Here is a 23,491-nt window from a genome sequence, read left to right as displayed (position 1 = left end):
CCACCGACCTGGACCCGGTCGCGGCCACCACCCACCGCGCGCCCCCCGACACCCTCGCCCGGCTGGGCTTCGCCATCGCCCACCGGATCGACGCCTCGGCGCCCGACGCGCCGGACCTGTCGGAAACGGAAATCCAACTGGCGGACAGGCTCGCCAGCGCCCTGAGGGCCGCCCGGCGCCCGCTGATCGTCGCCGGCCTGCAATACGCCAATGCCGCCCTGCTCCATGCCGCCGCGAACATCGCCACCGCCCTGCATGCCGCCGGCACCGACCCGGCGCTTTCACTGGTAATGCCCGACTGCAACAGCATGGGCATGGCGCTCCTCGGCGGTCTGCCGCTCGACGACGTGCGCGCCATGGCCCGCGCCGGCCGCATCGGCACGCTGGTGGTGATGGAAAACGACCTGACCCGCCGGCTGGATGCCACGGCCCTGCACGACCTTCTCTCCGCCGTCCCCCATCTGGTCGTCATCGACCATATCGCCACGCCGCTGACGCATGTGGCCGAACTGGCACTCCCCGCCGCCAGCTTCGCCGAAAGCGGCGGCACGCTGGTCAGCACCGAGGGCCGCGCCCAACGCTTCCTGCCGGCAGTTCTCCCGGACATGCCGGTTCAGGAAAGCTGGCGCTGGGCCCAACATCTTACCCACACCATGACCGACAGCCCCCACTGGACGGACCTCGACCAGATCATCGCCGCCATGGCGCAAGACATCACGGCCCTGTCGAGGGTCGGCGGCGCCGCTCCGGGCGCCGACTATCGTCTCGACGGTCGCAGGGTCCGCAGCGAACCGGCGAGGATCAGCGGGCGCACCGCCGTACGGGCCAATATCAGCGTTCGGGACCGTCCCCTGCCGCAATCGCCCGACACACCGCTCTCACCCTCGATGGAAGGCGCCTACACCCCCGACATGCCCGGAGCCCTGGTGCCCTTCTATCAGGTTCCCGGCTGGAATTCCGTCCAGTCCCTCAACCGATTCCAGCAGGAAATCGGCGGCCCGATGCGGGGCGGCGACGCCGGAATCCGCCTGCTGGACGACGCCCCCCAGGCACCGCCCGACTGGCATTACGACATCCCCGCCCCTTTCAGCTTCGGCCCGGACGATTTCCTGCTGCTGCCCGAGCACCGACTGTTCGGCACAGAGGAACTCAGCGCCCTCTCTCCGCCCATCGCCGCGCGCGCGGCACCGGCCGCCCTGCGCCTCGGCACCCTGCCGGCGGGGCTGGCGGACGGCGCCATGGCCAGCATCACGCTGGCCGGCGAACCCGTCACCCTGCCGGTCCGCCACGACCCAGCACTTCCTCCCGGCATCGCTCTGTGCCCTCCACATCTGGCAGCGCGCGCCTTCAATGCCCCCATCCGCGTGCAGCTTCGCTGGGTAGATGCGCCATGACCGCCCCGGTGCCGGTCATCATCGGCGTAACCCTCGTGGTTCTGCTGGGTCTGGCAACATTCCTGACATGGTTCGAACGCCGGCTGCTGGGGCTGTGGCAGGACCGGTACGGCCCCAACCGCGTCGGGCCTGGGGGCATTCTCCAGGCCGTGGCCGACGGCATCAAGATCCTGTTCAAGCAGGACTGGATTCCGCCCTTTGCCGACCGTGGCGTCTTCGTGCTGGCACCGGCGATCGGCATGATGACGGTGCTGCTGTCCTTCGGCGTCGTGCCGGTGACCGCGTTCTGGAGCATTGCCGGCGACCTGAATGTCGGCCTGCTGTTCGTGCTGGCGATGATGGGCATGGGCGTCTACGGCGTGGTGCTGGCCGGCTGGGCCTCCAACAGCAAATACGCGCTGCTTGGCGGCATGCGGGCGGCCGCGCAGATGATCAGCTACGAAGTGTTCATGGGCCTGTCGGTGCTGGGCGTCGTGATGCAGGCGGGCTCGTTCACCATGCGCGATATCGTGCTGGCACAGTCCGGCCTGTGGTTCGTCGTGCCGCAGGCATTGGGCTGCGCGGTGTTCACCCTGGCCGGCATCGCGGAGACGCACCGCCTGCCCTTCGACCTGCCGGAAGGCGAAAACGAACTCGGCGCCGGCTTTCACACCGAATATTCGGGCATGAAGTTCGGCATGTTCTTCCTGGCCGAATATGCCGGGGTGGTCCTGATCTCGGCCCTGCTGGTCACGCTGTATCTGGGCGGCTGGCAGGGGCCGCTGCTGCCGCCGGCGCTGTGGTTCGCGCTCAAGACCGGCGCGCTGGTCTGCCTGTTCATCCTGCTGCGCGCGGCCCTGCCCCGCCCGCGCTACGACCAGTTGATGGCCCTGGGCTGGAAGATCCTGCTGCCGCTGTCCCTGATCAACATTGCCGCCACCGGCGCAATCCTGCTCCTGCACGCGCCGGGATAGAAAAAGCAAGAGGAAGACATGCCATGTTCGGAATCCTGCGCACGCTCTGGCTGACCTTCCTGCATGCGGGCCACCGTCGCGTGACGGTGGGCTATCCCGAGCACAAGCCCCCCCTGCCGCCGCGCTATCGCGGCCGCATCATCCTCTCGCGCGACCCTGACGGCATGGAACGCTGCGTGGCCTGCAATCTGTGCGCGGTGGCGTGCCCCGTCGACTGCATCAGCCTGCAGAAAGCCGAGCAGGACGGCAGATGGTACCCCGATTATTTCCGCATCAATTTCTCCCGCTGCATCTTCTGCGGCATGTGCGAGGAAGCCTGCCCCACCTACGCCATTCAACTGACGCCCGATTTCGAGATGAGCGAATATCTGCGCCCGAACCTGGTCTATGAAAAGGAAGACCTGCTGATCAGCGGAACGGGAAAATACCCGGACTACAGCTTCTTCCGTGTCGCAGGCGTGAAAATTCCCGGCAAGGACAAGGGCGAAGCCGAGCGCGAAGCGGCCCCGATCGACCTCCATACGCTGCTGCCATAGAGGGGAAGAGGCACCATGTCGGACCTGCCTTTCATCCTGTTCTCGCTGGTCGCCGCCGTGGCGGCCATCATGGTTGTCACGCGCGCCATCGCGGTGCATGCGCTGCTGTATCTGGTCGTGGTCCTGCTGTCGCTCGCTGGCGTGTTCTTCGCCCTGGGCGCGCCGTTCGCCGCGATGCTCGAAGTCATCATCTATGCCGGCGCCGTGATGGTGCTGTTCGTCTTCGTGGTCATGATGCTCAATCTGGGCAGGAGCGACCGCGACCGCGAACGGCACTGGATGGCACCGGCGGTCTGGATCGGGCCGGCTCTCCTGTCGGGTCTCCTGCTCATCGCACTCTGCACCACGCTGCGCACCATCCCCCCCACGGCGGCTTCCGACACCATGGCTCCGATCGGGCCGCAATCGGTCGGCCTGCTGCTGTACGGCCCCTACGTGCTGAGCGTGGAACTGGCCTCCTTCCTGCTTCTCGCCGGTCTGGTCAGCGCCTTTCATATCGGCCGCAACATCCGCGGCACCGGCACGGGAGAGCCGTGACATGAGCGCCGCTTCCCCCACCCATGCGCTGCTGCTGGCCACCCTGTTATTCGCGGTCGGGGTGCTGGGCGTGCTGGCCCGGCGCAACCTGCTGCTGATGCTGATGTCCATCGAGATCATGCTGAACGCGGCGGCCCTGGCCTTCATCGCCGCCGGCGCCCGCTGGCACGCCGCACAGGGGCAGGTGATGTTCCTGATGATCCTGTCCCTCGCCGCCGCCGAAGCCGCCGTCGGGCTGGCCATCATCCTGCGTCTGCATTCCGCCGGCCGCCCGACGCTGGACGCCGATACCGGCAACCGACTGAAGGGATAAGGTCATGGACGCGCTGCTTCTGCCGCTGATCGTCGCCTGCCCCCTCCTTGCGGCCGGGGTCCTGTTCCTGTCGGCGGGCCGCATGCCCCCGCTCCCTTCCTGCGTGATCGGCGCCGGATCGGTCGGGCTCTCGGCCCTGATGGCGGTCGTGCTCGCCATCGGCTTTCTCCAGACGCCCCCGCCTACCGGCGCGCTGCACGCCACGCTGTGGTCATGGATGCAGGTCGAGGGCTTCAGCGCCCGGATCGCCTTCATGCTCGACCCGCTGTCACTCGTCATGATGCTGGTCGTCACCGGCGTCGGTTTCCTGATCCTTCTTTACGCCTGCGGCTACATGCACGACGACCCCGACATCGCGCGCTTCTTCGGCTGCATGACCCTGTTCGTCGCGGCCATGCTGGTCCTCGTCTTTTCGTCGGACCTGCTGAGCCTCTATATCGGCTGGGAAGGCGTGGGCATCTGCTCCTACCTGCTGATCGGCTTCTGGCATACCGACACCGCCAACGTCACCGCCGCGCGCAAGGCGTTCATCGTCACCCGCATCGGCGATGCCGCCATGCTGTGCGGCCTGCTGCTGCTGGCCACGCGGGCCGGCACGCTGGATGTCGCGTCAGTTCTCCAGACCGTCACCGCCCGCCCGGCCGACCTGCAAGCCGCGACAGCCGCCTTCCTGCTGCTGGGCGGCGCCGTCGCCAAATCCGCGCAGGTGCCGCTTCAGACCTGGCTGCCCGATGCCATGGCCGGCCCGACTCCCGTCTCCGCCCTGATCCATGCCGCAACCATGGTGACCGCCGGGGTCTATCTGATCGCGCGGCTTCATCCGCTGTTCGCGTCGATCCCGGTCGCGATGACGGCCGTCGCCCTGATCGGGCTGATCACACTTCTGCTGGCCGCCGGCAGCGCCCTGGTGCAGACCGACATCAAACGCATCCTCGCCTATTCGACCATGAGCCAGATCGGCTACATGTTCCTCGCCCTCGGCACCGGCGCGTGGCAGGCGGCAATCTTTCATCTGGTCACCCACGCCTTCTTCAAGGCCCTGCTGTTCATGGCGGCCGGCGCGATCATCCTGCGCGTTCATCACCGGCAGGATATCTATCAGATGGGCGGCCTGGCCCACGCGATGCCGGGCGTGTTCGCCGCCTTCCTGGCCGGCAGCGCGGCACTGGCCGGCCTGCCGCTGCTGACCGCCGGTTTCTACAGCAAGGAAATGATCCTCCAGGGCGCCTGGCATGCCGATCCCATGCTCTGGGCCGGTGCCCTGCTCGGTGCCTTCGCGACGGCGATCTATATCTTCCGCTGCGTCTTCATCGTGTTTTTCGGACCCCGCCACACTGAGCCCCACGGTCGCACGGGCGCCATCATGGCCATTCCTCTCGTCTGCCTCGCCGTTCTCGCACTGACTGGCGGATGGATGGAAATGCCCGATGCCATCGCCCCGGTGCATCTGCTGTCCAACCTGCTGTCCCCCCTGTTCGGCGCGCCGATGCCGGAAGGCCCGCACTGGCTGCTGTGGGCAGGATCGCTGGTCCCCCTCGCCGGCATCGGCGTGGCATGGATGCTGTGGCAACCCCGCACCGGAACGCGGACACCGCCGGAGAACGCCCTCGCCCGCCTGGCCCGCGCCGGCTGGGACTTCGATACGCTTTACGACGTGCTGATCGTCCGGCCCTTCACCACGCTGGGCCAGTTGAACCAGACCGACATCTGCGATCGCCTCTCCGATGCCACGGCGGCAACGGCGCGCGCCGGCGGCCGGGTGTTCGGCCGCATGCAAAGCGGGCAGGTCCGCCGCTATGCCGGCTGGATCGCGGCCGGCACGGTCGTCGCCCTGTGTCTGGGAGTCCGGCCATGATCGCTCTTCCCGCGCTCGTCCTGCTGCCGGCAACGGGCGGCGCCATCGCGTGGCTGTCCGACCGCGGCCCCGAGGCACGCCACCGCCCATGGTGGGTCGCGATCACGACCATCGTTCTGCAAACGCTTCTGCTGTTTTACGTCACCTGCGCCGCCGACTGGGGCCATGGTCCGTGGCTTGCCCATTTTTCCGCCCCCTGGGTTCCGGCCCTGGGCATCGCCGCGCGCATGGACATGGACGGGCTCAGCCTCGTGATGCTGTGGCTGACGACCATCCTCTCCTTTCCCTGCGTGATCCTGTCCGCGCGCGATGTCGGCGAGCGGCCGGGCCTGTTTCACCTGCTCCTGCTCGCGACGATCGCCGGCATCGACGGTGTCTTCCTGGCCACGGACCTGTTTCTGTTCTTCTTCTTCTGGGAACTGATGCTGGTGCCGATGTATGTGCTGATCCTGCAATGGGGGCATGAGGACCGGCGCCGCGCCGCCATCAAGTTCTTCCTGTTCACCCAGGGCGGCGGCCTGCTGATGCTGGTGGCGATCCTCGGCCTCGTCATCCTGCACCAGCATGCCACGGGCATCGTGACCTTCGATTATTTCGCGCTGGCCGACACGCCGCTGATGCCGACCGCCGCCATGGTGCTGATGCTCGGCTTCTTCGCCGCCTTCGCGGTCAAGCTGCCGGTGGTGCCGCTGCATGTGTGGCTACCCGACACCCATACGCAGGCGCCCACCGCCGGCAGCGTGCTGCTGGCGGGCATCCTGCTGAAAACCGGTGGCTACGGGCTGATCCGCTTCGTCGTGCTGCTGTTTCCCGACGCGGCCAGCCGGTTCACACCGGTCGCCCTGGCAATGGGCGCCGCCGGCATCCTGTACGGCGCGTGGCTGTCACTGGCGCAGGACGACATCAAACGCCTGATCGCCTACAGCAGCGTCAGCCATCTGGGCTTCGTCCTGCTGGGCGTCTTTTCCGGCTCCCCCATGGGCATGCGCGGCGCGGTGGTGCAGATGGTCGCCCACGGACTGAGCACCGGCGCCCTGTTCATCATCGCCGGATCGCTGCAAGACCGCCTGCACACGCGCGACATGCGGCGCATGGGTGGCCTGTGGCAGGCCCTGCCGCACCTCTCCTCCGTCGGCCTGTTCTTCGCCATCGCCTCGCTCGGCCTGCCGGGCATGGGCAATTTCGTCGGCGAGTTCCTCGTGCTGCTCGCCACCTGGCGCATCAGTCCGCCGATCGCGGCCCTCGGTGCCGCCGGTCTGGTGCTCTCGGCGGTCTATTCGCTCACCATGGTCGGCCGCGCCTTCTTCGGGCCGCCCCATGCCGGAGAAGGCGCCGACCATGCGCCACCGGCGGATTTCGGCGCCCGGCATATGGCGGTGCTGGGCCTCACCATGGCCCTTCTGCTGGTGCTGGGCACCTATCCCCAGCCGGTCCTGAACCTGTCGCTGCCGGCAACGCCCCTTGCCATGCCGGAGATGGAGGCCCCCCAGCCATGACCGCCCCGCTTTCGGGCCTGCCGCCATCGCTGCCGATCCTGGGTGGCGGCATCGCACTGCTCATGCTGTCCATCGCCTGGCGCCGCTCGGAAGCGCGCGCCATCGTCATTGCGCTGGCAACGCTGCTTCTGGCCTTCGCCAGCCTGTGGTCGCCTGTCCTGGCCTGGCCCGGCGACCCGGTCGGCATCTTGTTCGTGCCCGACGGATGGTTCGCCTATATCGCCGGTCTGATCCTGCTGTCCTCGGCCGCATGCGTCATCATGGCGTGGCGCGAGGCCGGTACCCCGGCCGATGAGTTCTATCTGCTGCTGCTGCTCGGCACGCTCGGTGCGCTGGTCATGGCCGGCAGCGCGGACATGGTGATCTTCTTCCTGGGGCTGGAGACGCTGAGCCTGTCGCTGCTCGGCCTGATCGCCTACCATCGCAACCAGCCCACGGCCGACGAGGCGGCGATCAAATACCTGATCCTGGCCGGACTGTCCTCCGCGATCCTGCTGTTCGGCCTCGCCCTGTCCTATGCCGAAAGCGGGAGCCTGCGCTTTGTCGCGCCGTCCCTGGCCGGCCCGGACGGACCGGCGCTGCCCCTGGCGGCAACGGCGCTGGTGCTGACCGGCCTGTTCTTCAAACTGTCGGCCGTTCCCTTCCACACCTGGCTCCCCGACGTCATGGAGGGCGCGCCGGTACCGGTCGCGTCCTTCATCGCCGTTACCTCCAAGATCGCCCTGTTCGCGGCCCTCGCACGTTATTTCGCGGGCGCCGATCTGCTCCGCCCCGACGCCGCGGGCATGGAACTGGCCATCGTCGCCGTGCTGAGCATGTTCGGCGGCAACCTGCTGGCGCTGGGACAGACCAACCTCAAGCGCCTGCTGGCGGGCTCGTCCATCGCCCATGTCGGCTACCTGCTGCTCGCCCTCCTGTCGCCGGGGCCGTTTGGCCTGGCCAGCGCCGCCTTCTATCTGGCGGCCTATGCCGCCGCGACATCCGGCGCCTTTGCCGCCATGCGCGGCGCATCCGGCCTGTCCGACATTGCCGGGTGGCGCGGCATGTTCCGCCGCCGACCAGCCCTGGCGCTGGCCATGGCCGTCATGCTGATCTCGCTGGCGGGCATTCCCCCGGCCATCGGCTTCTTCGCCAAGACCTACATCGTGATCGCAGGTGTTTCAGCCCGGCGGGTCGTGCTGCTGGTCGCATTGGTCGCAAGCAGCATCATCGGGCTCTATTATTATCTCAACGTCGTGCGCGCGATGATGGAGCCCGTGCCGGAGGATCATCGCGCGGTGCGCGGCACGCAGGCGAATACCGTCCTGATCACCGCCCTGGCCATCGTTACGCTTCTGGCCGGCCTCTTTCCCGAAATGCTCGTCCGGCAGACCCGCGCCCTTCTGCAACCCGTGCCTGTCCTGAGCGCCGCCAGCCTGCCGCCCACCGCGCCTCACGACATCCTGTACAAGGAATAAGCCGATACGCCACATCGGCCCTGTCTTTCGCGGGGCCGATACCCATCTGATCGATACGGACAGGTCCGCGACGCACACGACACAGCAACAACCCGCGAAAGGGAGAAGACGTCATGACCGCCACCGTTCTCCAGGTTCTGGAAAGCAAGGACCGTCACCTCTTCACCGTCCATGAAAACACGCCGATCCGCGAAATCGCCCGTCTCATGACACAGAACCGTATCGGCGCAACGCCCGTGCTCGACGAATACGCGCATCTCGCCGGCCTGGTCTCGGAACGCGATCTTGTCGCGGCACTGGCCGGACACGGCATGGACGTGGCCCACCTGACGGCCCGCGAGATCATGGCCCGCAACGTGCCAACGACAACACTCGACGAAGAGATCCTGAAAGTCGGCCGCAAGATGACCGATTACCGGTCCCGCCACCTGCCCATCATCGACAACGACGCCGTGATCGGCATCGTGAGTATCGGCGATATCGTGAAATTTCGCGTGGACGAAGCCGAACGTCTGGTATCGGCAATGCAGGATTATGTCTGGCGCAGCGACCATGCCTCGGTCGGTCGCTGATCATCGCGTCCCGCGTCGGGGGGAGCACGAAGCAGGCAGCGCAACGCTATAAAACCGATTATCATTGCATAAACATAATATTTTGGCAAGACCAGCCGCGCGCACCTTCTGCGGGATGCTCCCCGTCCTTTTCTTTCATTTTATTTCCGAATTACAATAAGAAATATTCCATGTGATAAATATGCAACAATGTTCAGACTCAGAACAGATTCGTTTCGGACTGCATATTTTTGCATTGAAATGAAATCGTGATCCGCTTCACGTTATCTCGACGTCGCAACAAATGGCGCGGGAGCACAGTCATTCCATGACCCTACGGCGAAGCCTGATCACAGCCACCATTCTCGCCATACAGTTCGATATCGCCAGCGCGATCGCCCAGACCGCGACGACATCCGAGACGCCTGCATCCGGCCAGCGTTCCGCCGCAAAGAGCCGGAAAATATCGGGAACGACCGCCAATCCCGCCGGAACGCACACCGCAGCGACACCGGCAGTCGCCGCGTCCTATCAGGCGCCGCCCGATGCCGGCGAGGCCGTGATCGTGACCGGCACCCATGACAGCAACCGCCATGCCCGCCAGAGCAGTTCGCCGATTTCGGTCATCACGGCGGCTACCCTGACCCGTTCAGGGCAATTGAACCTGGCGGATGCGCTGACGCGCACCTACGCCTCCATCAACATACAGGCCAAAGGCAGCGACACCGCCGCCCTCACGTCGTCAATCCGCATGCGCGGCCTCAATCCCAATCAGGTGCTCGTTCTGGTCGACGGCAAGCGCCGCCACGTCACGGGTAACATCATCCAGAACTCCGGCCCCAGCTTCGGCGCCACCGGCGTCGACCTGAACATGTTGCCCGCCAACATGATCGACCATATCGAAGTTCTGGAAGACGGCGCCGCCGCCATGTACGGTTCCGATGCGATTGCCGGCGTCGTCAACATCATTACGAAAAAAACAAGCCATGGACTGAATGTCTCGGCACAAACCGGCGCAAATGCCTATAACGGCGATGGCTGGCAATATCAGGTCAATGCCGATGGCGGTTTCAAGCTCGGCAATGACGGCTACATGCACCTGAGCGGACAGGTCTATCACACCGATCATTTCGTCACGAAAGGTGCCAAGGACCATCGTCTTCTCGGCTACTGGCCGGCAGGGGCCAACACCAGCGGCTATTATACCGGCATTGTGGCGAACCCGCTCCCCGTTCCCGTCACCTCGAACAAGATCATGAGCACGCCGGAAGAAACGCGCGAAAACCTCGGCATCGATTTCGGAAAACCCATTGGTGAAAAAGTCGATTTCTACGGACAGATCACCTATGGCCACCGGCATGCGGAAGCGATCCAGAATTACCGCGTCCCCAATATCGCGCCTACGATCTATCCTTCCGGTTTCTCCCCGCTGGAAACGATCGAAGAAAACGACTATGCCGCGATGCTCGGCATGAAGGGTCGTGATTTCTTCGGTTTCGACTGGGATATCAGCACCCAGTATGGCGCGGACGAAGATAATATCGGCAACAAGAACACGGCCAATCCGGGGCTGCTGAGCAGCCGGTGCAACAACGGCAACGTCGCCAATATCTCGACCGTCGGCTGCGGCATCACGCCGACCACGGTACACACGCAGAGCTACCGCAACGCCCAGTGGACCAACAATCTGGATTTCCGGCGGCATATCGACATCTTCCATACGGTCCCGATGACGCTGGCCCTCGGTGGCGAACATCGTCTGGAAACGTACGAGATCGTGGCCGGTGAACCCTCGTCCTACCAGGTCGGCGGAACCCAGGGTTATGTCGGCATCGCACCGCAAAGTGCCGGAAACTGGAGCCGCGATATCTGGGCGGCCTATATCGACGGCGACTTCCACATGCTGAAGAACTGGGATCTCGATTTCGCCGGCCGTTTCGAACATTATACCGATGTCGGCAATACCCAGAACGGCAAGATCTCCACCCGCTACGACATCACGAAACGGGTCGCCGTCCGCGGCACCATCAGCACGGGCTTCCGTGCTCCGACCATGGCGGAACAGCATTTCAGCACCATGAGCGTCAACCCGACGGGCGCCGCCGGCCTTCTCCCCGTCAGTTCCGCCGCCGCCGCGCTGCTCGGCGCCCGGCCGCTGAGACCCGAATATTCGGTCAATGCCAGCGGCGGCCTGGTCGTCGAACCCGTCGATGGTTTCCATGTCGAGGCCGATGTCTATCAGATCAATCTCCGCAACCGCATCGGCCAGGGCGGCGTGACCAAGGGGCTGACCGCGATCAACGCCATTCAGGCCATGGGCTATGCCCTGCCGGTCAACGATATCGATCCGCAGAACGTCTCGGCCTACTATTTCGCCAATATCGGCAGCACCCGCACGCAGGGCCTCGACATCAAGGCCGATTACACGTTCCACCTGCACCAATACGGTAACCTGATGCTCACGATGGCGCTGGACCTCAACCGCACGCGCCTGCATCACGCCGCCACGTCAGGGACAGGCGCCTCCCTGCTTAACGCGCAGACGATCGGCTATCTCACCACGGCCTACCCGCGCAGCAAGATCATCCTGAACGCCTATTATACGATCGCAAACTGGGACTTCAACATTCGCCAGACCCGTTATGGCGAAACGACCGACATGATGACCTATCAGGACTGGACGAACGGCTCGCTCACCTGCGCGAGCGGCGGCGCCCTGCGCTACTCCAACTCCTGCTTCGGCCAGTTCAAGAACACCCCCCGCTGGCTGACCGATCTCGAGATCGGCTATCGGGTCGACCGGCGCTGGCATCTGGCGGTCGGCGCCAACAACGTCTTCAATGTTCGTCCGCGCAGACTGCCGGACATCCTCAACAGCGGTGGGTACACGGTCTATGATGCAAGTTCCTCGCAGGTGCCTATCTCGGGTGGCTATTATTATGGGCGCGTGAATGCCACATTCTGACATCCGCTCTTCATCTGGATGGAGGGAGGGGCCAAACGGCCCCTCTCCGGCGCCACTTCTGCACTGGGCTTCGCGTATATGACCAATCGGAACAGGACTATCGGACGGAGGCATCTTGTCGCGGGGGCCTCCGCCTGCGGCGTCGTCGGCGCATTCGCGGGGGGGCGCCTCGTGCGCGCCCAAACCCCGCAGCCGGCTGCGCCTTCTCCCCCCGCGCAGCCAGCCCCGCTCCCCCGGCGGCGCATCAGGCTTCAGCCCTTCGATCTGCGGGCCGACCAGATCACCGACATCAAGGTCTGTCTGCGCCCCTTTCGCGCCATGGGTCCGCGTTTTGACGTCGAGCATGTGGGAAACAAGCTGGTCTTCCATAATTATGGCCATGGCGGCAGCGGCTGGTCCCTCTCCTGGGGCTCGGCGAGCGTGGTTGTCGAGAAGGTCTCCACCACCCTGCAACGCAAGGTCGCGGTCATCGGCTGCGGCATCATCGGCCTCACCACCGCCCTTACCGCACAACGCGCCGGCTTCGACGTCACGATCTACACGAAAGACCTGCTGCCCCGGACGCGGTCGGTTCGCGCCAACGGCAGTTGGACGCCGGATTCCCGCATTTCCCTGACCGCTCCGGCCGGCCCGGAATTCGCCGACCTGTGGGAAAGAATGGCCCGGATCTCCTGGGCCACCTATCGCGACTATCTCGGCCTGCCCGGCAATCCCGTGGAATTCATCGAACATTTCTCCCTCTCCGACCGGCCGTTCGATGCGCCGCATGAGGAAAGGCCCGATGGTCGCACCGGCGATTACGCCTCGACCGGAATGCCCCAGCACGGCTCGGAATTCGCCCGCTACTCGGGTCGCATCAAGGATATCGTCCCGGCGGCTGAAGAACTCACCCCCGCAGAGAGCCCCTTCGCTGCCCCGTATGCCAAGCGCGGTTCGCTCATGCTCTATAATTTCGCTTCCTACGGGCATCTGCTGATGTCGGAATTTTTCCAGGCTGGCGGCCATGTCGTGATCCGGGAGTTCCACGACCCCAGCGAACTGAGCTCCCTGCCGGAAAAGGTGATCATCAACTGCCCCGGCTACGCGGCGCGCGACTGGTGGAACGATAAGAGCCTCATCCCCGTCAGGGGGCAGACGGCATGGCTGCCGCCCCGGCCGGACCTGCCATACGGCCTGCATTATCACGGTGCATCGGCCGTCTCGAAAACGGATGGGCTGATGGTTCAGGCCTATGATCTGGATAATGAGGGCGAGATGGGAGGCGTCGGCAATTCCTTCGAACATCCCGACCGTTCCGAGTCGGAAAGAGCGATCAAGGTTCTGGCGGACCTGTTCGCCCGTTCGCCCATTTCGGAAGGGTGAGCCCCATGCCCCGCACGCCATTCGCCCGCCTCATGCGTTCCCGCGTGTTCCATGCAGCGGCCCTGAGCATCGCCTCCGCCTCCCCGCTTCACGCCGCCAGACCTGTTGCCTCTCCCGTTCCCTCCTTCACGGCCGAGCAGGCGCAGCACGGGGCGGATCTCTACCAAACCGCCTGCGCCATGTGCCATGGCGCCGATCTCAACGGCAATTTCCAGACGCCGTCCCTCAAAGGGCGGCTGGTGGCAAACTGGGCGGGAACACCGCTTTCCCGTCTGACAGGCTATATCCAGCGCGCCATGCCGTTAATGGCTCCCGGCACGCTATCGACGGAAGATGCAACCGCGCTGGTCGCGTTTCTTCTGCGTGAGAACGGCGCCGCCCCTGGTAAATCGCCCCTGCCGGCCGTGGAAAAACGGCAGGCATTTCTTAAATTTCCTGCCCTTGCGATAGGGCCTGATACGTCCTCTACCAAATAGGCCGAGAGAAATCCGTCGGTATTCCGCTTCACCGGGGCCGAACAGAATCGTCAGCGCGGGGCGGGAGAACCCGTAGATAAAATCGAAAAACCGGTGCCCCGGTCCTGAACCGGGGCAATATCCATCAACCGGCATGAATGGATATTGCCCCGCATCATCCCGCGCGGAAACATCCACCAGATGACAGATCAGGCGAACTCCTTGCCGGGTGGCGAAATGCGGGCGGCCGGCCGCATTCCGGTCGGCATGTCAGTCCTGTGCCGCGCATGGGGACGACAATCGCGATCGGTGCGGCGCATCCGTCATCGAATTTGCCCCTTTTCTTCCAAAGGAAAGACCGGGAGGACAGGATAGGACTGCCTTCGTCCGAACCCGCCGGCCCTTGACGCCCAGGCGACAGAGCCGATTGCGTCCGAAGAGTCATTTACGCAGCCGATGAACAATCCGAGCGGTGAAGCGTTATCAGGACACCTATTCCCGGAGTCCCCGCGATGCTGACCCTTCTCGTGATCATCCTGATCATCTTCGCCATCGGTGGTGGCGGCTATGGTGTCCGTTCCGGCTGGTATGGCGGGCCGCGAGGCTCGGGATTCAACGGGCTGGGCCTGTTGCCGATCATCGTGATCATCATCGCCCTGTTCCTGCTTTTCCGCGGTCCGGGAGGGCCATGAGCCACCCTCCCCGATCCATGTCGCTACCGCGCTCCACACGAAAAAAAAGCCGTTCTTCTAGAACGACTTTCTTGTATCCTGACACATTCTTCCCGTTCGGTTTCAGGGTCTGAAGAAGCACGCCGACAGGCACCATGGCCTCGTCCACCCGCGCCAGATTCGCTGCATGCGGAACGGACAGGGACAGATGACGCTCGTCATCGGGACAGGAAAACCATTCGGACGATACACGGGCGTTGCGGCCGCCACGGGAGGGATCAATGCGGACGCGGCCGGATGCCGCATCACGAAACGCCTGGGCAGGGTGGCGGTCGTGATTATGGAAAACTTTCATCTCATGCCGTTTATTCGGCACAAAAGACCAAGCCCCCTCTTCCTCCGATCACCACCTCCCGCGCGCGATCGGACCCAACCGCAGAAATACTCTGCTCATCGTAGTCGGACAGAACGATTCTGTGATTCATACAAAATCACAATGGCAGTTTCTGGGGGAACACAAAATTCGATTGAAATAAAACGGGAATACGAACTCCCGAAAAGTGGTGAGTGACGAATAAAAAGAAGTGCTTTACTCGCATCAGTTGGCGGAGCTTTTTTATCTGCTCCGCCATTGATGGATGTCTATTGCGGAATATTTTTATCATGAAAGTGAGGTTTCATGAGGGCAATAGCGTTCAGAATCCTCTGCAATTGCCAACCAATCGAGAAGATACGACAGCCGGTCAGTTGGGCTTGGTCATACCGTCATGCGACGGGGCCATCATCATGCCGTCATGGCTCATCGAATCCTTGGACATCGCATTTTTCTCCATGCCGTGACGGGTGGCATCCGCATGTTTCCCCATGCCGTCTTTGGACATGGTGTTCGGCGCCATCCTGTCGTGCGACATGCCATTCTTGGACATGCCGGCAGGCGCCATCATGTGGTGTGACATGCTATCCTGCGCAACGGCCGCGCCCACGACGGCGATATTGGAACACAGTGCGGCTGCGGCGATGAAATGACGAATGGACATGTAACGTCTCCTGATTGAAAAACACTCTGCGGGGAAGAACCGTTCCACCCCACTGTTTTGTTCTTCGGCCGGCGCGGAGCAAAGGTTACAGAGGGCGGATTATTTTACGATCCGCCGAACCAGTCATAACCCTGGTCCTCCCAATAGCCGCCGGGAAAGCGGTTCGTGACCGAGATCGCCGCCAGGTATTTCGGATTCTTGTAGCCCAGCTTGGTCGGAATCCGGATTTTCATCGGGGCGCCATAGGCCGCCGGCAACGCGGTATCGTCGAAATCCAGTGCCATGATGGTTTGCGGGTGCAGGGCCGTCGCCATGTCGATGCTGGTCGAATAATCGTCGAAACAGTGAAAATCGACGTATTTCGCCCGCAGGTCGGCCCCGACACGGTGCAGGAACACCGAAAGCGGCACGCCTGACCAGCAACCGATCGCACTCCAGCCCTCGACGCAGATATGCCGCGTGATCTGGCGCTTCTGCGGCAAGGCGCGAAACTGCGCGAGCGACCAGGGACGTCTGTCCGCGACAAGGCCCGAGACTTCCAGACGCCATCCTGCCCGATCGACCGTACGCACATCTTCCTGCCCGTAATAGGCATTGAACGGGAAAGGGCGCGTGATCCGCGCGGCATCGAACTCGCGCGCCAGACGGTGGCGACTGAACAGCAGCGCCTGCGCGCGGTCGGTCAGGCTCATCACCCGTGCCAGCGCGCGTTCGACCGCCGGCTCGTCATCCAGCGTGCAGCCAGACAACATCGCGAGACCGCCGAGCGATATGGCGCCTTTCAGCATCAGGCGGCGCTCCAGCCGCCGTAATTCCGGCGCGATGGACGCGCGATCCAGGTCCGGCCGCTTCATCGTACGGCCTCCGGATCGTGCGGGGCCGGTCTGCGGCCGAATACCATGCCGAACAGGGTCGAGGGCACGAGCAGGGCCAGCACGACATGAACGACCAGGAACCCCACGATCAGCGCCATCATCGTGAAGTGAATGCGGCGCGCGAGATCGTAGCCGCCGAACAGCCAGCACAGCCATCCAAGCTGCACGGGCTTCCAGATCGACAGGCCCGAGGCCACCGTCAGGCAGGCGACGACCAGCACACCCGTATAGAGCAGGCGCTGCACCGCATTGTAATGGCCGGGCGTGTGGGAAAGCCGAAAACGCAGTGCCAAACCCATGTCCCGCCCGATGGCGCCCATGCCTCGCGGCCGCAGGTCACGCCGGAAATGGCCCGAGACGACACCATAGGTTCCATAGACGATCCCTGCGCCCATCAGTACCCACATGGCCGCGAAATGCCAGGCGATTCCACCGGCGAGCCATCCCCCCAGCGTCAGCCAGGGTGGAAACGTGAAAGGCAGGATGGGCGACGCATTGTAGATCTGCCACCCGCTGCCGATCATGACGAGCATCGACAGCGCGCCGATCCAGTGGGTGATCCTGATGACGCGCGCGGGTGTGCGGCGAGGTCGGGGCATCTGCGGGCCTCCTGGGCGTGATGCCCGTCCCTTCGCTCCGCACCCACGAATGGTTACAGGCTTTCGTAAAAATATTGTCCGCCGCTGCCTGTAACTGGTGACACCGCCGCACCGAAGAACCGGACGATCCTGTCATCGTGAAGGAGCGCTTTCATGACTTCCCGCCGCCAGTTCTGCCTTGCCTCGGCCGCGTTTCTGATGGCCGCGCGTGCCGGCCGTGCCGCACCAGCCTATGCCGTCACACACCCGGACGCGGAGTGGCGCCGCCTGCTGACGCCCGCGCAATACGACGTGCTGCGTCGGGCCGGCACGGAAATGCCGTGGTCCAGTCCGCTTCTGGGCGAGCATCGACCCGGCCGCTTCGCCTGCGCCGGGTGCGATACCGCCGCGTTCTACGCCAGCACCAAATTCGAAAGCGGCACCGGTTGGCCGAGTTTCTACCGTGCCCTGCCCAAGGCCGTGCAGGAGCGCGCCGACAGTTCGCTCGGCATGGATCGGACCGAGGTGCTGTGCGCGACCTGCGGCAGCCATCTCGGCCATGTTTTCGACGACGGCCCGCAGCCTACGGGCCTGCGCTATTGCATGAACGGCGTCGCCCTGTCGTTCCACCCGGCCTGAAAGGACCAGAATCATGAAACGGTCAGGAATACTCGGCGTCTCGCTCGTCGCCATGAGCGTGCTCGGAACGGCGTGCCAGGCGGAGGGAGCCGCGTTCGCCACGCGTCTGCCGCCGCCGGCAGCCGCCGAAGCGCCCGCGACGGCTCACCACGCCACCGCCATCTTCGCCGGTGGATGTTTCTGGGGCGTCCAGAGCGTTTTCCAGCATATACGCGGCGTAACCGCGACACGCGCGGGATATGACGGCGGAGCGAAGGATACCGCCGAATACGAAACCGTCGGCGGTGGCGATACGGGGCACGCGGAATCGGTCGCGGTCGATTACGATCCGACGCAGGTCAGTTACGGCACGCTGATGCGCGTCTTCTTCTCCGTCGCACTGGACCCGACACAGGTGGACAGGCAGTTTCCGGATGTCGGCAGCCAGTATCGTTCCGTCCTGTTCACGCGCACGCCGGAGCAGGCGAATGAGGCGCGCGCCTATATTCAGCAGCTGAATGCCGCGCATGTCTTCGCGCGACCGATCGCGACGCAGATCGTCCCGGATCATGGGTTTTATCCGGCCGAGGATTATCATCAGAACTTCGCGGCGCTTTATCCGGACAATTCCTACATTGCAACATATGATGCCCCTCGGATCGAGGCGCTGAAGATGATATATGGCGGTCTGTATCGCGATCGCCCGATCCTGACGCTTGCCGCGCCCGGCGGAACGTAAGGGCAAGGGCGCCAGGAACAGGAGCGCGAGTGACGGAAGCCGAATGGAGTCACTGGATGGCGGCCGCCCAGCGGGGTGACGCCAATGCCTATCGGCTTGTGCTCGGCGAGGCCACCGCATGGCTGAGGCGCTTCTTCCTGCGGCGGCTGCCGCCGTCCATGATCGACGATGCCGTGCAGGACACGTTGCTCGCGGTCCATGAAAAGCGCCACACGTTCGATCCCTCGCAGGGGTTCGGGCCGTGGCTGGCGGCGATCGCACGCCATAAATGGATCGACCGGCTGAGGGCCGAAAACCGGGTGGATATGGTGCCGATCGAAGACGATCTGGCGATTTCCGATCACGAGGACCAGATTACGACGGCCCATGCGCTGGAACGGCTGCTCGGCATGCTGAAGCCCGCGCAGGCCGAGGTCATCCGGCTGGTGAAGCTGCAAGGCCTCAGCATCGGGGAAGCAGCCCGGCGTACCGGACAATCCACCGCCCTGGTCAAGGTCAATATCCATCGCGGGCTGGGGCGGATGAACGACATGGTGATACGAGGTGGTGATGTCGACTGATCCCCTGATCGACCGGCTCGCGACCGACCTGCGTCCCGTCAGGCGGCGGACGCCATGGCGTGATGCGGCCATTCTGCTGGTTCTCGGCGCCATCGAGATCGTCTGGGTGATGACGACGGGCCTGATGCGCCCGGATATGGCGCATGCGATGCATATGCCCAGCTTCTGGTGGAAAACCGCCAGCCTCGCCGCGCTCGCAGCCATCAGCGGCGGGACCGCGCTGCTCTCGTTCAGTCCGCTGCACGCGCCGCGACGCGGCCTGCGCATGGTCGGCGCCGTGGCGCTGCTGGCGCTGGGTCTGGGGTGGCTGGTCGATGCCTTGCAGGCTGGTCCCGCCGTCCTGTGGCAGCGGCTGGACCCGGCGCACGGCCTGATCTGCGCGCGCAAGGTCGTGGAACTGTCCCTGCCCGCCGCGCTGGCGCTGGGCCTGCTGGCACGACGCGGCGCGCCGGTCGATTCCCATGGCACGGCGTGGGCTGCGGGAATCGCCGCGTCCGCCTTCGGTGCGCTCGCCTTCTCACTGGCCTGTCCGTTCGACGATCCGCTCTATCTGGTGGTGTGGTACCTGGTAGCCGGCTGTGTCGTCACCCTTGCGACACGCCTTGTCCTGCCCCTGCTGACGCGGTGGTAGGCAGCGGGCCGTGGCGGACGCGCGTCACGCGCGTGTCCGCAATCCTGTCCTGCGTCTTCGTATCGAAATCGCCGGCATCGTGTCGTTCGTGAAGCTGGAGGGTTCGGCCCCCCCCTGGTTCTGAAGTGTTGGCTGTGATTCCATCTCTTCTGTGATGGTTGGGGGAATGGCTCATGAAGCCGGCGGGTTTCTTTGATGTTGACGAGCGCCTTGCCCGGTTAAGCGGGCTGGGCGATCAGCTCGAAGCGTTTTCCCGGACTGTGGATTCTGAGGCGTGCCGTCCTGATCTGGACAGGGCTCTGGCCTATGCGGACGGGAGCAAAGGCGGGCGTCCACCCCTTGATCCGGTGCTGATGTTCAAGATCCTGGTGATCCAGACGCTGAACAATCTCTCCGACGAGCGAACGGAGTATCTGATCAACGACCGACTGTTGCAGGCTTCAGGCCAGATGGGGAGCCTGTGCCTTCATAGCTGGCTGACAATCGAGCTTTCTCAGGATTTCAGGAATCTCCTGGATAGCCGAATATAGATCCTCCAGCGCACATGCCTTGCTGAAAAGCCAGCCCTGGAGGGAGTCGCAGCGCATGTCGAGGAGAATTTTCGCCTGTTGCGCCGTCTCGATGCCTTCTGCGGTAACAGTCTTGCCCAATCCATGAGCGATGTCGATAATGCCGCGCACGATAACATAGTCTTCGGATGAAGTTTCGATATTCGAGACAAAACGGCGGTCGATTTTCAGGCGGTCGATCGGGAACTCCCTCAAATGCGTCAGTGACGCGTAACCCGTACCAAAATCGTCCAGTACCACTTCAACGCCGGCATCATGCAACTGCTGCAATCCCCGCTCGACCCTCCTCTGGTCGCGGCCCAACAACATGGTTTCGGTGACTTCGACGCTGAACTGCTCGGGGCCAATGCCCGTCTCGGTACAGCGGTTGAAGAACCGTTCCAGAAAACCATCCGACCGGAAGTCTGCATTGGTCAAATTGATACCAACCCTTCCAAAGCGAATGCCTCTGGCGCGCATGGTCGCCATATCGACGAACACATGGTCCAGCATATAAAGGCCGAAAATCGCGCATGTGGCCGGATCGGTGAGTGCAATATGAAAATCGGCGGGGCTTACAATGCCGCGCTGGGGATGATGCCACCGGGCAAGGGCCTCGAACGAGATTGCCGGACAAGACGCAGGATAGAGGATCGGCTGATAGAAAAACATGAACTCTTCGGAGCGAAGCCCAATATCGACATCCGATAGAAGCTGGGACTTCCTTTTTACAGCCTGCATGCTTTCATTATTGAATACTTCAACTCGGTCACGCCCGAGCGCCTTGGCGCGATAAAGCGCAATATCGGCGGCCTGCAACAGGCTGGCTGCATCTTTCCCGTGCTGCGGAAAAGCCGCGCAACCCATGCTGGCCGAAGAGTAGCGGGTGACCGACCCGATCGTGATCGGCTCGCGAACGGCATCAAGGATTTTTTCAAAGAGTTCGAGATTTTCAACGCTACGCTCCCGATCGAGAATGATGCCAAATTCATCCCCTCCCAGACGCGCGATAAACACATGATCGTCCATCACGGCACGCAGACGCGATGCAATTACCTTGAGCAGGTAGTCTCCCATTTCGTGGCCGAATGAATCGTTTATTTCCTTAAAGAGGTCAATATCAAGGATAGCCAGATGAAACGTACCTGACTCTTTGCCACTCCGGTTAATCAGATCTTCCATGTGTTGAGAAAATAGCCTACGATTCGGAAGATCAGTCAGGAAATCAGTATTCGCGGCCGTTTCAAGATGTTTAATATTGATCTGAAGTTCTTCCTCCAATTCCTTTCTTGTTGTAATATCAAAGCGAATAGCAACGTAACCGTCCACTGCGCCCGCGATGTGTGGAACAATCGTGGTGTCAACCCAATAGAGGGAACCATCTTTCCTTCTGTTGCATATTTCTCCATGCCAGATATGCCCGGCCGTGATTTTCTGATACATCATGCGGAAAAATTCCCGGCGATGTATCCCTGAACGCAGAATCCGGTGGTTGGAGCCGACTAATTCTTCTTTACTATAACCGCTGATTTCACAAAATTTCTTGTTTGCAAACGTAATGGTCCCACGCGCATCTGTCATGACGACAATGGCGGCATTATCAAGCGCATACCGGATGAAGTTTTCTTTCATATCTACAGCCGACGATCATGGACATTTGTACTGACCAGCCTCAATTGATAATTTGTTTTTCCATCAATACCCGACCTGGTTTCAGCCTTGGTCTTGAATGATGCGACCGACTGCGCCAGTTCGTCAGCCATTGTGACCAGATTGTGTGCGGTGGCAGCACTTTCCTCGGCGATGGTCGCATTCTTCAGCGTGGTCTGTTCCAGGCTGCGGATCGCGATTTTTACCTCGTCCAGACCGGCGGACTGCGCCTGCGATGCCGTGGCGATCCTGGAGATGACACCGTTCATGTCGCTGACCTGAGAGGTGATGCGCTGCAAGGCTTCTCCCGCTCGGTGAACCTGCGTCACGCCGGACATCACATCTTCTGCCGCCTTGGTGATCAAACCGGCGATCTCCTTGCCGGCATTTGTCGAACGCTCCGCCAGCGCACGAACCTCGCTGGCGACCACCGCAAAGCCACGGCCGTAATCACCTGCTCTGGCAGCCTCAACGCTTGCATTCAGTGACAGAATATTGGTCTGCATGGAAATTTTGTTAATAACGCCGATGATATTCGAGATTTCCTGAGATGATTTTTCAATCCGACTGATCGCCGCGATCGCTTCGGCCACGATCTGGCTGGCCTGCTCGGCGTCCGATTGTGCGGATGCCGCCATATGACGGGCTTTGACCGTCTCTTCGGCCGTTTCGGAAGCGCCAAGGGCAATCTGTGTCACGGCCGCCGACATTTCCTCCTGTGCGGCGGCCTGTTGCTCTGTGGCCTCGGACAGACTGTCAGCACCGTGGCGAATCCCGTCCGCGTTTGCCATGACATCATGGGTGGACTGTGCGATCCGGCTCATGCTCTCGGCGAGCTGCTGGGCAGATGCATTAAAGCGTTGCTTCAAGGAAGCCGAGTGCTCAGGCAGGACCTCTGTCACCCGATAAGTAAGATCCCCGTCAGCGAGAAAGGTCAGGGCGGCATTGAGCGCAGAGAGAACGGCATGATCGTCGCGCACCCGCCGTTCCTGCTCCGCGCGCAACTTGGCGCGGTCGGCTTCCATGGCTTCCAGATAGAACGATACGGTGAGATCGATTTCCGTCAGAACGGCCTTGCACAAACTGCTCACACTTTCGGCCAGATGCTTCCGCCCGGACGATCTGGAGAACAAACCGACCTGCGCTCCACCATTCTCTTCGATGATGGATCGAATAAGCCGATCAAGAATAATCGTATAGCCTCCTATATACCATTGCGGCGTCAAACCGATGCGGGCATGCACTTCTCCGATGCTGCGGACCTTTGCCACGTAGGCATCATCAAAGCGCGCGGCCAGGACGGCCTGCCAATGCGCCGTCTGGGCCTTTTTGGCCTGATCAATCTTGGCTTCGGAGGCAAAAAACCGGCTGACTTCGGGCGTTCTGCGAATGTGGGCGTAAAGAGCATCCAGAGCGTCCGGCAAAGCTTTGGCAAGAGGAGCATGAAGAGCGCGCAGGGCATGCAAATCTTCCGCATTCATTCCGATAAAATCGTGTCGACGCTGAATGTCAGCTATGCCACGCTCGTCTCGTTCCACTTCGTTTTTCCAATCTTCTTCATTTTTCGATTGAATATTTCAATCACTCAACTCTCGCTGGTAGTCAGGCCATAGGCTGAATTCCAGCCTTCATCATAAATGCGTATAACGCATAACAGCTATGCGTCTTTTTTATTATTACCTATACCGACTCATAATCGGTGGTTTTTGA

General features: G+C 62.7%; 22 protein-coding genes and 2 pseudogenes. 18 read left to right on the top strand and 6 right to left on the bottom strand.

Features of this window, described 5'->3' with window-relative positions:
* The 13 genes from ABF821_RS12320 to ABF821_RS12260 form a co-directional block, all read left to right on the top strand.
* Positions 1–1,394: molybdopterin-dependent oxidoreductase (locus tag ABF821_RS12320; RefSeq protein WP_415530175.1), on the top strand; the 1,394-nt coding region annotated here is incomplete at its 5' end.
* Complete coding sequence (gene nuoH / locus ABF821_RS12315; protein ID WP_415530174.1) at positions 1,391–2,347, top strand: NADH-quinone oxidoreductase subunit NuoH; 957 nt, start codon at positions 1,391–1,393, stop codon at positions 2,345–2,347. The genes ABF821_RS12320 and nuoH, both read left to right, overlap by 4 nt.
* 23 nt (positions 2,348–2,370) lie before the next feature.
* Positions 2,371–2,883, top strand: a complete 513-nt coding sequence (gene nuoI, locus ABF821_RS12310) for an NADH-quinone oxidoreductase subunit NuoI (RefSeq protein ID WP_182972844.1) — start codon at positions 2,371–2,373, stop codon at positions 2,881–2,883.
* A gap of 15 nt (positions 2,884–2,898) precedes the next feature.
* Positions 2,899–3,420, top strand: a complete 522-nt coding sequence (nuoJ, locus tag ABF821_RS12305; protein WP_415530173.1) for an NADH-quinone oxidoreductase subunit J — start codon at positions 2,899–2,901, stop codon at positions 3,418–3,420.
* Between the two features lies 1 nt (position 3,421).
* A complete protein-coding gene (gene nuoK, locus ABF821_RS12300) occupies positions 3,422–3,733 on the top strand; it encodes an NADH-quinone oxidoreductase subunit NuoK (RefSeq protein WP_415530172.1) in 312 nt (103 codons plus the stop codon).
* Positions 3,734–3,737: 4 nt separating this feature from the next.
* A complete protein-coding gene (gene nuoL / locus ABF821_RS12295) occupies positions 3,738–5,588 on the top strand; it encodes an NADH-quinone oxidoreductase subunit L (RefSeq protein ID WP_415530171.1) in 1,851 nt (616 codons plus the stop codon).
* Entirely contained in the window at positions 5,585–7,084 is a 1,500-nt protein-coding gene (locus tag ABF821_RS12290) for a complex I subunit 4 family protein (protein ID WP_182972847.1), read from the top strand. Before nuoL ends, ABF821_RS12290 begins: the two co-directional genes overlap by 4 nt.
* The gene (locus tag ABF821_RS12285) at positions 7,081–8,541 is read left to right on the top strand and encodes an NADH-quinone oxidoreductase subunit N (RefSeq protein WP_182972848.1); all 1,461 of its coding nucleotides are present in this window, start codon (positions 7,081–7,083) and stop codon (positions 8,539–8,541) included. Before ABF821_RS12290 ends, ABF821_RS12285 begins: the two co-directional genes overlap by 4 nt.
* Before the next feature lie 113 nt (positions 8,542–8,654).
* Positions 8,655–9,113 (top strand): CBS domain-containing protein, encoded by a 459-nt coding sequence (locus ABF821_RS12280; protein ID WP_182972849.1) that lies wholly within the window; start codon positions 8,655–8,657, stop codon positions 9,111–9,113.
* Positions 9,114–9,420: 307 nt separating this feature from the next.
* Positions 9,421–12,057, top strand: a complete 2,637-nt coding sequence (locus tag ABF821_RS12275; RefSeq protein WP_182972850.1) for a TonB-dependent receptor plug domain-containing protein — start codon at positions 9,421–9,423, stop codon at positions 12,055–12,057.
* 171 nt (positions 12,058–12,228) lie between these two features.
* The gene (locus tag ABF821_RS12270) at positions 12,229–13,419 is read left to right on the top strand and encodes an FAD-dependent oxidoreductase (protein WP_415530170.1); all 1,191 of its coding nucleotides are present in this window, start codon (positions 12,229–12,231) and stop codon (positions 13,417–13,419) included.
* A gap of 5 nt (positions 13,420–13,424) precedes the next feature.
* Positions 13,425–13,895, top strand: a complete 471-nt coding sequence (locus ABF821_RS12265) for a c-type cytochrome (protein WP_415530169.1) — start codon at positions 13,425–13,427, stop codon at positions 13,893–13,895.
* Between the two features lie 491 nt (positions 13,896–14,386).
* Complete coding sequence (locus tag ABF821_RS12260; RefSeq protein WP_182972853.1) at positions 14,387–14,566, top strand: hypothetical protein; 180 nt, start codon at positions 14,387–14,389, stop codon at positions 14,564–14,566.
* Positions 14,567–14,702: 136 nt separating this feature from the next.
* On the opposite strand, the pseudogene ABF821_RS12255 reads toward ABF821_RS12260, so the two are convergent.
* The 4 genes and pseudogenes from ABF821_RS12255 to ABF821_RS12240 form a co-directional block, all read right to left on the bottom strand.
* A pseudogene (locus ABF821_RS12255) lies at positions 14,703–14,887 on the bottom strand (DUF932 domain-containing protein); the annotation flags it as partial.
* A 401-nt stretch (positions 14,888–15,288) separates the two neighbouring features.
* On the bottom strand, positions 15,289–15,630 hold the full coding sequence (locus ABF821_RS12250) for a pentapeptide MXKDX repeat protein (RefSeq protein WP_415530168.1): 342 nt from the start codon (positions 15,628–15,630) through the stop codon (positions 15,289–15,291).
* 56 nt (positions 15,631–15,686) lie between these two features.
* Positions 15,687–16,436, bottom strand: coding sequence for a molybdopterin-dependent oxidoreductase (locus ABF821_RS12245; protein ID WP_415530167.1), 750 nt, complete (start codon positions 16,434–16,436; stop codon positions 15,687–15,689).
* On the bottom strand, positions 16,433–17,056 hold the full coding sequence (locus ABF821_RS12240) for a cytochrome b/b6 domain-containing protein (RefSeq protein ID WP_415530165.1): 624 nt from the start codon (positions 17,054–17,056) through the stop codon (positions 16,433–16,435). Before ABF821_RS12240 ends, ABF821_RS12245 begins: the two co-directional genes overlap by 4 nt.
* Before the next feature lie 153 nt (positions 17,057–17,209).
* On the opposite strand from ABF821_RS12240, the gene msrB reads away from it, so the two are divergent.
* From msrB to ABF821_RS12215, 5 genes and pseudogenes are all read left to right on the top strand, one after another.
* A complete protein-coding gene (gene msrB, locus ABF821_RS12235; protein ID WP_415530164.1) occupies positions 17,210–17,674 on the top strand; it encodes a peptide-methionine (R)-S-oxide reductase MsrB in 465 nt (154 codons plus the stop codon).
* 13 nt (positions 17,675–17,687) lie between these two features.
* Positions 17,688–18,392 carry a peptide-methionine (S)-S-oxide reductase MsrA gene (gene msrA, locus ABF821_RS12230; protein ID WP_415530163.1) on the top strand — a complete coding sequence of 235 codons (705 nt, stop codon included), beginning with the start codon at positions 17,688–17,690 and terminating at the stop codon, positions 18,390–18,392.
* A 29-nt stretch (positions 18,393–18,421) separates the two neighbouring features.
* On the top strand, positions 18,422–18,952 hold the full coding sequence (locus ABF821_RS12225) for a sigma-70 family RNA polymerase sigma factor (protein WP_415530162.1): 531 nt from the start codon (positions 18,422–18,424) through the stop codon (positions 18,950–18,952).
* Entirely contained in the window at positions 18,942–19,583 is a 642-nt protein-coding gene (locus ABF821_RS12220; RefSeq protein WP_415530161.1) for an NrsF family protein, read from the top strand. The genes ABF821_RS12225 and ABF821_RS12220 overlap by 11 nt, the downstream gene beginning before the upstream one ends.
* A gap of 173 nt (positions 19,584–19,756) precedes the next feature.
* Positions 19,757–20,014, top strand: a pseudogene (locus tag ABF821_RS12215) (transposase); the annotation flags it as partial.
* Positions 20,015–20,023: 9 nt separating this feature from the next.
* Here ABF821_RS12215 and ABF821_RS12210 read toward each other — a convergent pair.
* Both ABF821_RS12210 and ABF821_RS12205 read right to left on the bottom strand, forming a co-directional pair.
* Complete coding sequence (locus ABF821_RS12210; protein WP_415530160.1) at positions 20,024–21,763, bottom strand: putative bifunctional diguanylate cyclase/phosphodiesterase; 1,740 nt, start codon at positions 21,761–21,763, stop codon at positions 20,024–20,026.
* Between the two features lie 2 nt (positions 21,764–21,765).
* On the bottom strand, positions 21,766–23,319 hold the full coding sequence (locus ABF821_RS12205; protein WP_415530159.1) for a methyl-accepting chemotaxis protein: 1,554 nt from the start codon (positions 23,317–23,319) through the stop codon (positions 21,766–21,768).
* Between the last annotated feature and the right edge of the window lie 172 nt (positions 23,320–23,491).

It is taken from the genome of Gluconacetobacter sp. (genome assembly GCF_047721585.1).
Taxonomy (GTDB): domain Bacteria; phylum Pseudomonadota; class Alphaproteobacteria; order Acetobacterales; family Acetobacteraceae; genus Gluconacetobacter; species Gluconacetobacter dulcium.
The sequence above is the reverse complement of the archived record's forward strand: the minus strand, read 5'-3'. Positions and strand labels throughout refer to the sequence as shown.

Coding starts and splice junctions, on each gene's coding strand:
- nuoH (WP_415530174.1), top strand. CDS start 1,391: ATGACCGCCCCGGTGCCGGTCATCATCGGCGTAACCCTCGTGGTTCTG.
- nuoJ (WP_415530173.1), top strand. CDS start 2,899: ATGTCGGACCTGCCTTTCATCCTGTTCTCGCTGGTCGCCGCCGTGGCG.
- ABF821_RS12240 (WP_415530165.1), bottom strand. CDS start 17,056: ATGCCCCGACCTCGCCGCACACCCGCGCGCGTCATCAGGATCACCCAC.
- ABF821_RS12220 (WP_415530161.1), top strand. CDS start 18,942: ATGTCGACTGATCCCCTGATCGACCGGCTCGCGACCGACCTGCGTCCC.
- nuoL (WP_415530171.1), top strand. CDS start 3,738: ATGGACGCGCTGCTTCTGCCGCTGATCGTCGCCTGCCCCCTCCTTGCG.
- ABF821_RS12210 (WP_415530160.1), bottom strand. CDS start 21,763: ATGAAAGAAAACTTCATCCGGTATGCGCTTGATAATGCCGCCATTGTC.
- ABF821_RS12275 (WP_182972850.1), top strand. CDS start 9,421: ATGACCCTACGGCGAAGCCTGATCACAGCCACCATTCTCGCCATACAG.
- ABF821_RS12245 (WP_415530167.1), bottom strand. CDS start 16,436: ATGAAGCGGCCGGACCTGGATCGCGCGTCCATCGCGCCGGAATTACGG.
- nuoK (WP_415530172.1), top strand. CDS start 3,422: ATGAGCGCCGCTTCCCCCACCCATGCGCTGCTGCTGGCCACCCTGTTA.
- ABF821_RS12265 (WP_415530169.1), top strand. CDS start 13,425: ATGCCCCGCACGCCATTCGCCCGCCTCATGCGTTCCCGCGTGTTCCAT.
- ABF821_RS12290 (WP_182972847.1), top strand. CDS start 5,585: ATGATCGCTCTTCCCGCGCTCGTCCTGCTGCCGGCAACGGGCGGCGCC.
- ABF821_RS12280 (WP_182972849.1), top strand. CDS start 8,655: ATGACCGCCACCGTTCTCCAGGTTCTGGAAAGCAAGGACCGTCACCTC.
- nuoI (WP_182972844.1), top strand. CDS start 2,371: ATGTTCGGAATCCTGCGCACGCTCTGGCTGACCTTCCTGCATGCGGGC.
- msrA (WP_415530163.1), top strand. CDS start 17,688: ATGAAACGGTCAGGAATACTCGGCGTCTCGCTCGTCGCCATGAGCGTG.
- msrB (WP_415530164.1), top strand. CDS start 17,210: ATGACTTCCCGCCGCCAGTTCTGCCTTGCCTCGGCCGCGTTTCTGATG.
- ABF821_RS12260 (WP_182972853.1), top strand. CDS start 14,387: ATGCTGACCCTTCTCGTGATCATCCTGATCATCTTCGCCATCGGTGGT.
- ABF821_RS12285 (WP_182972848.1), top strand. CDS start 7,081: ATGACCGCCCCGCTTTCGGGCCTGCCGCCATCGCTGCCGATCCTGGGT.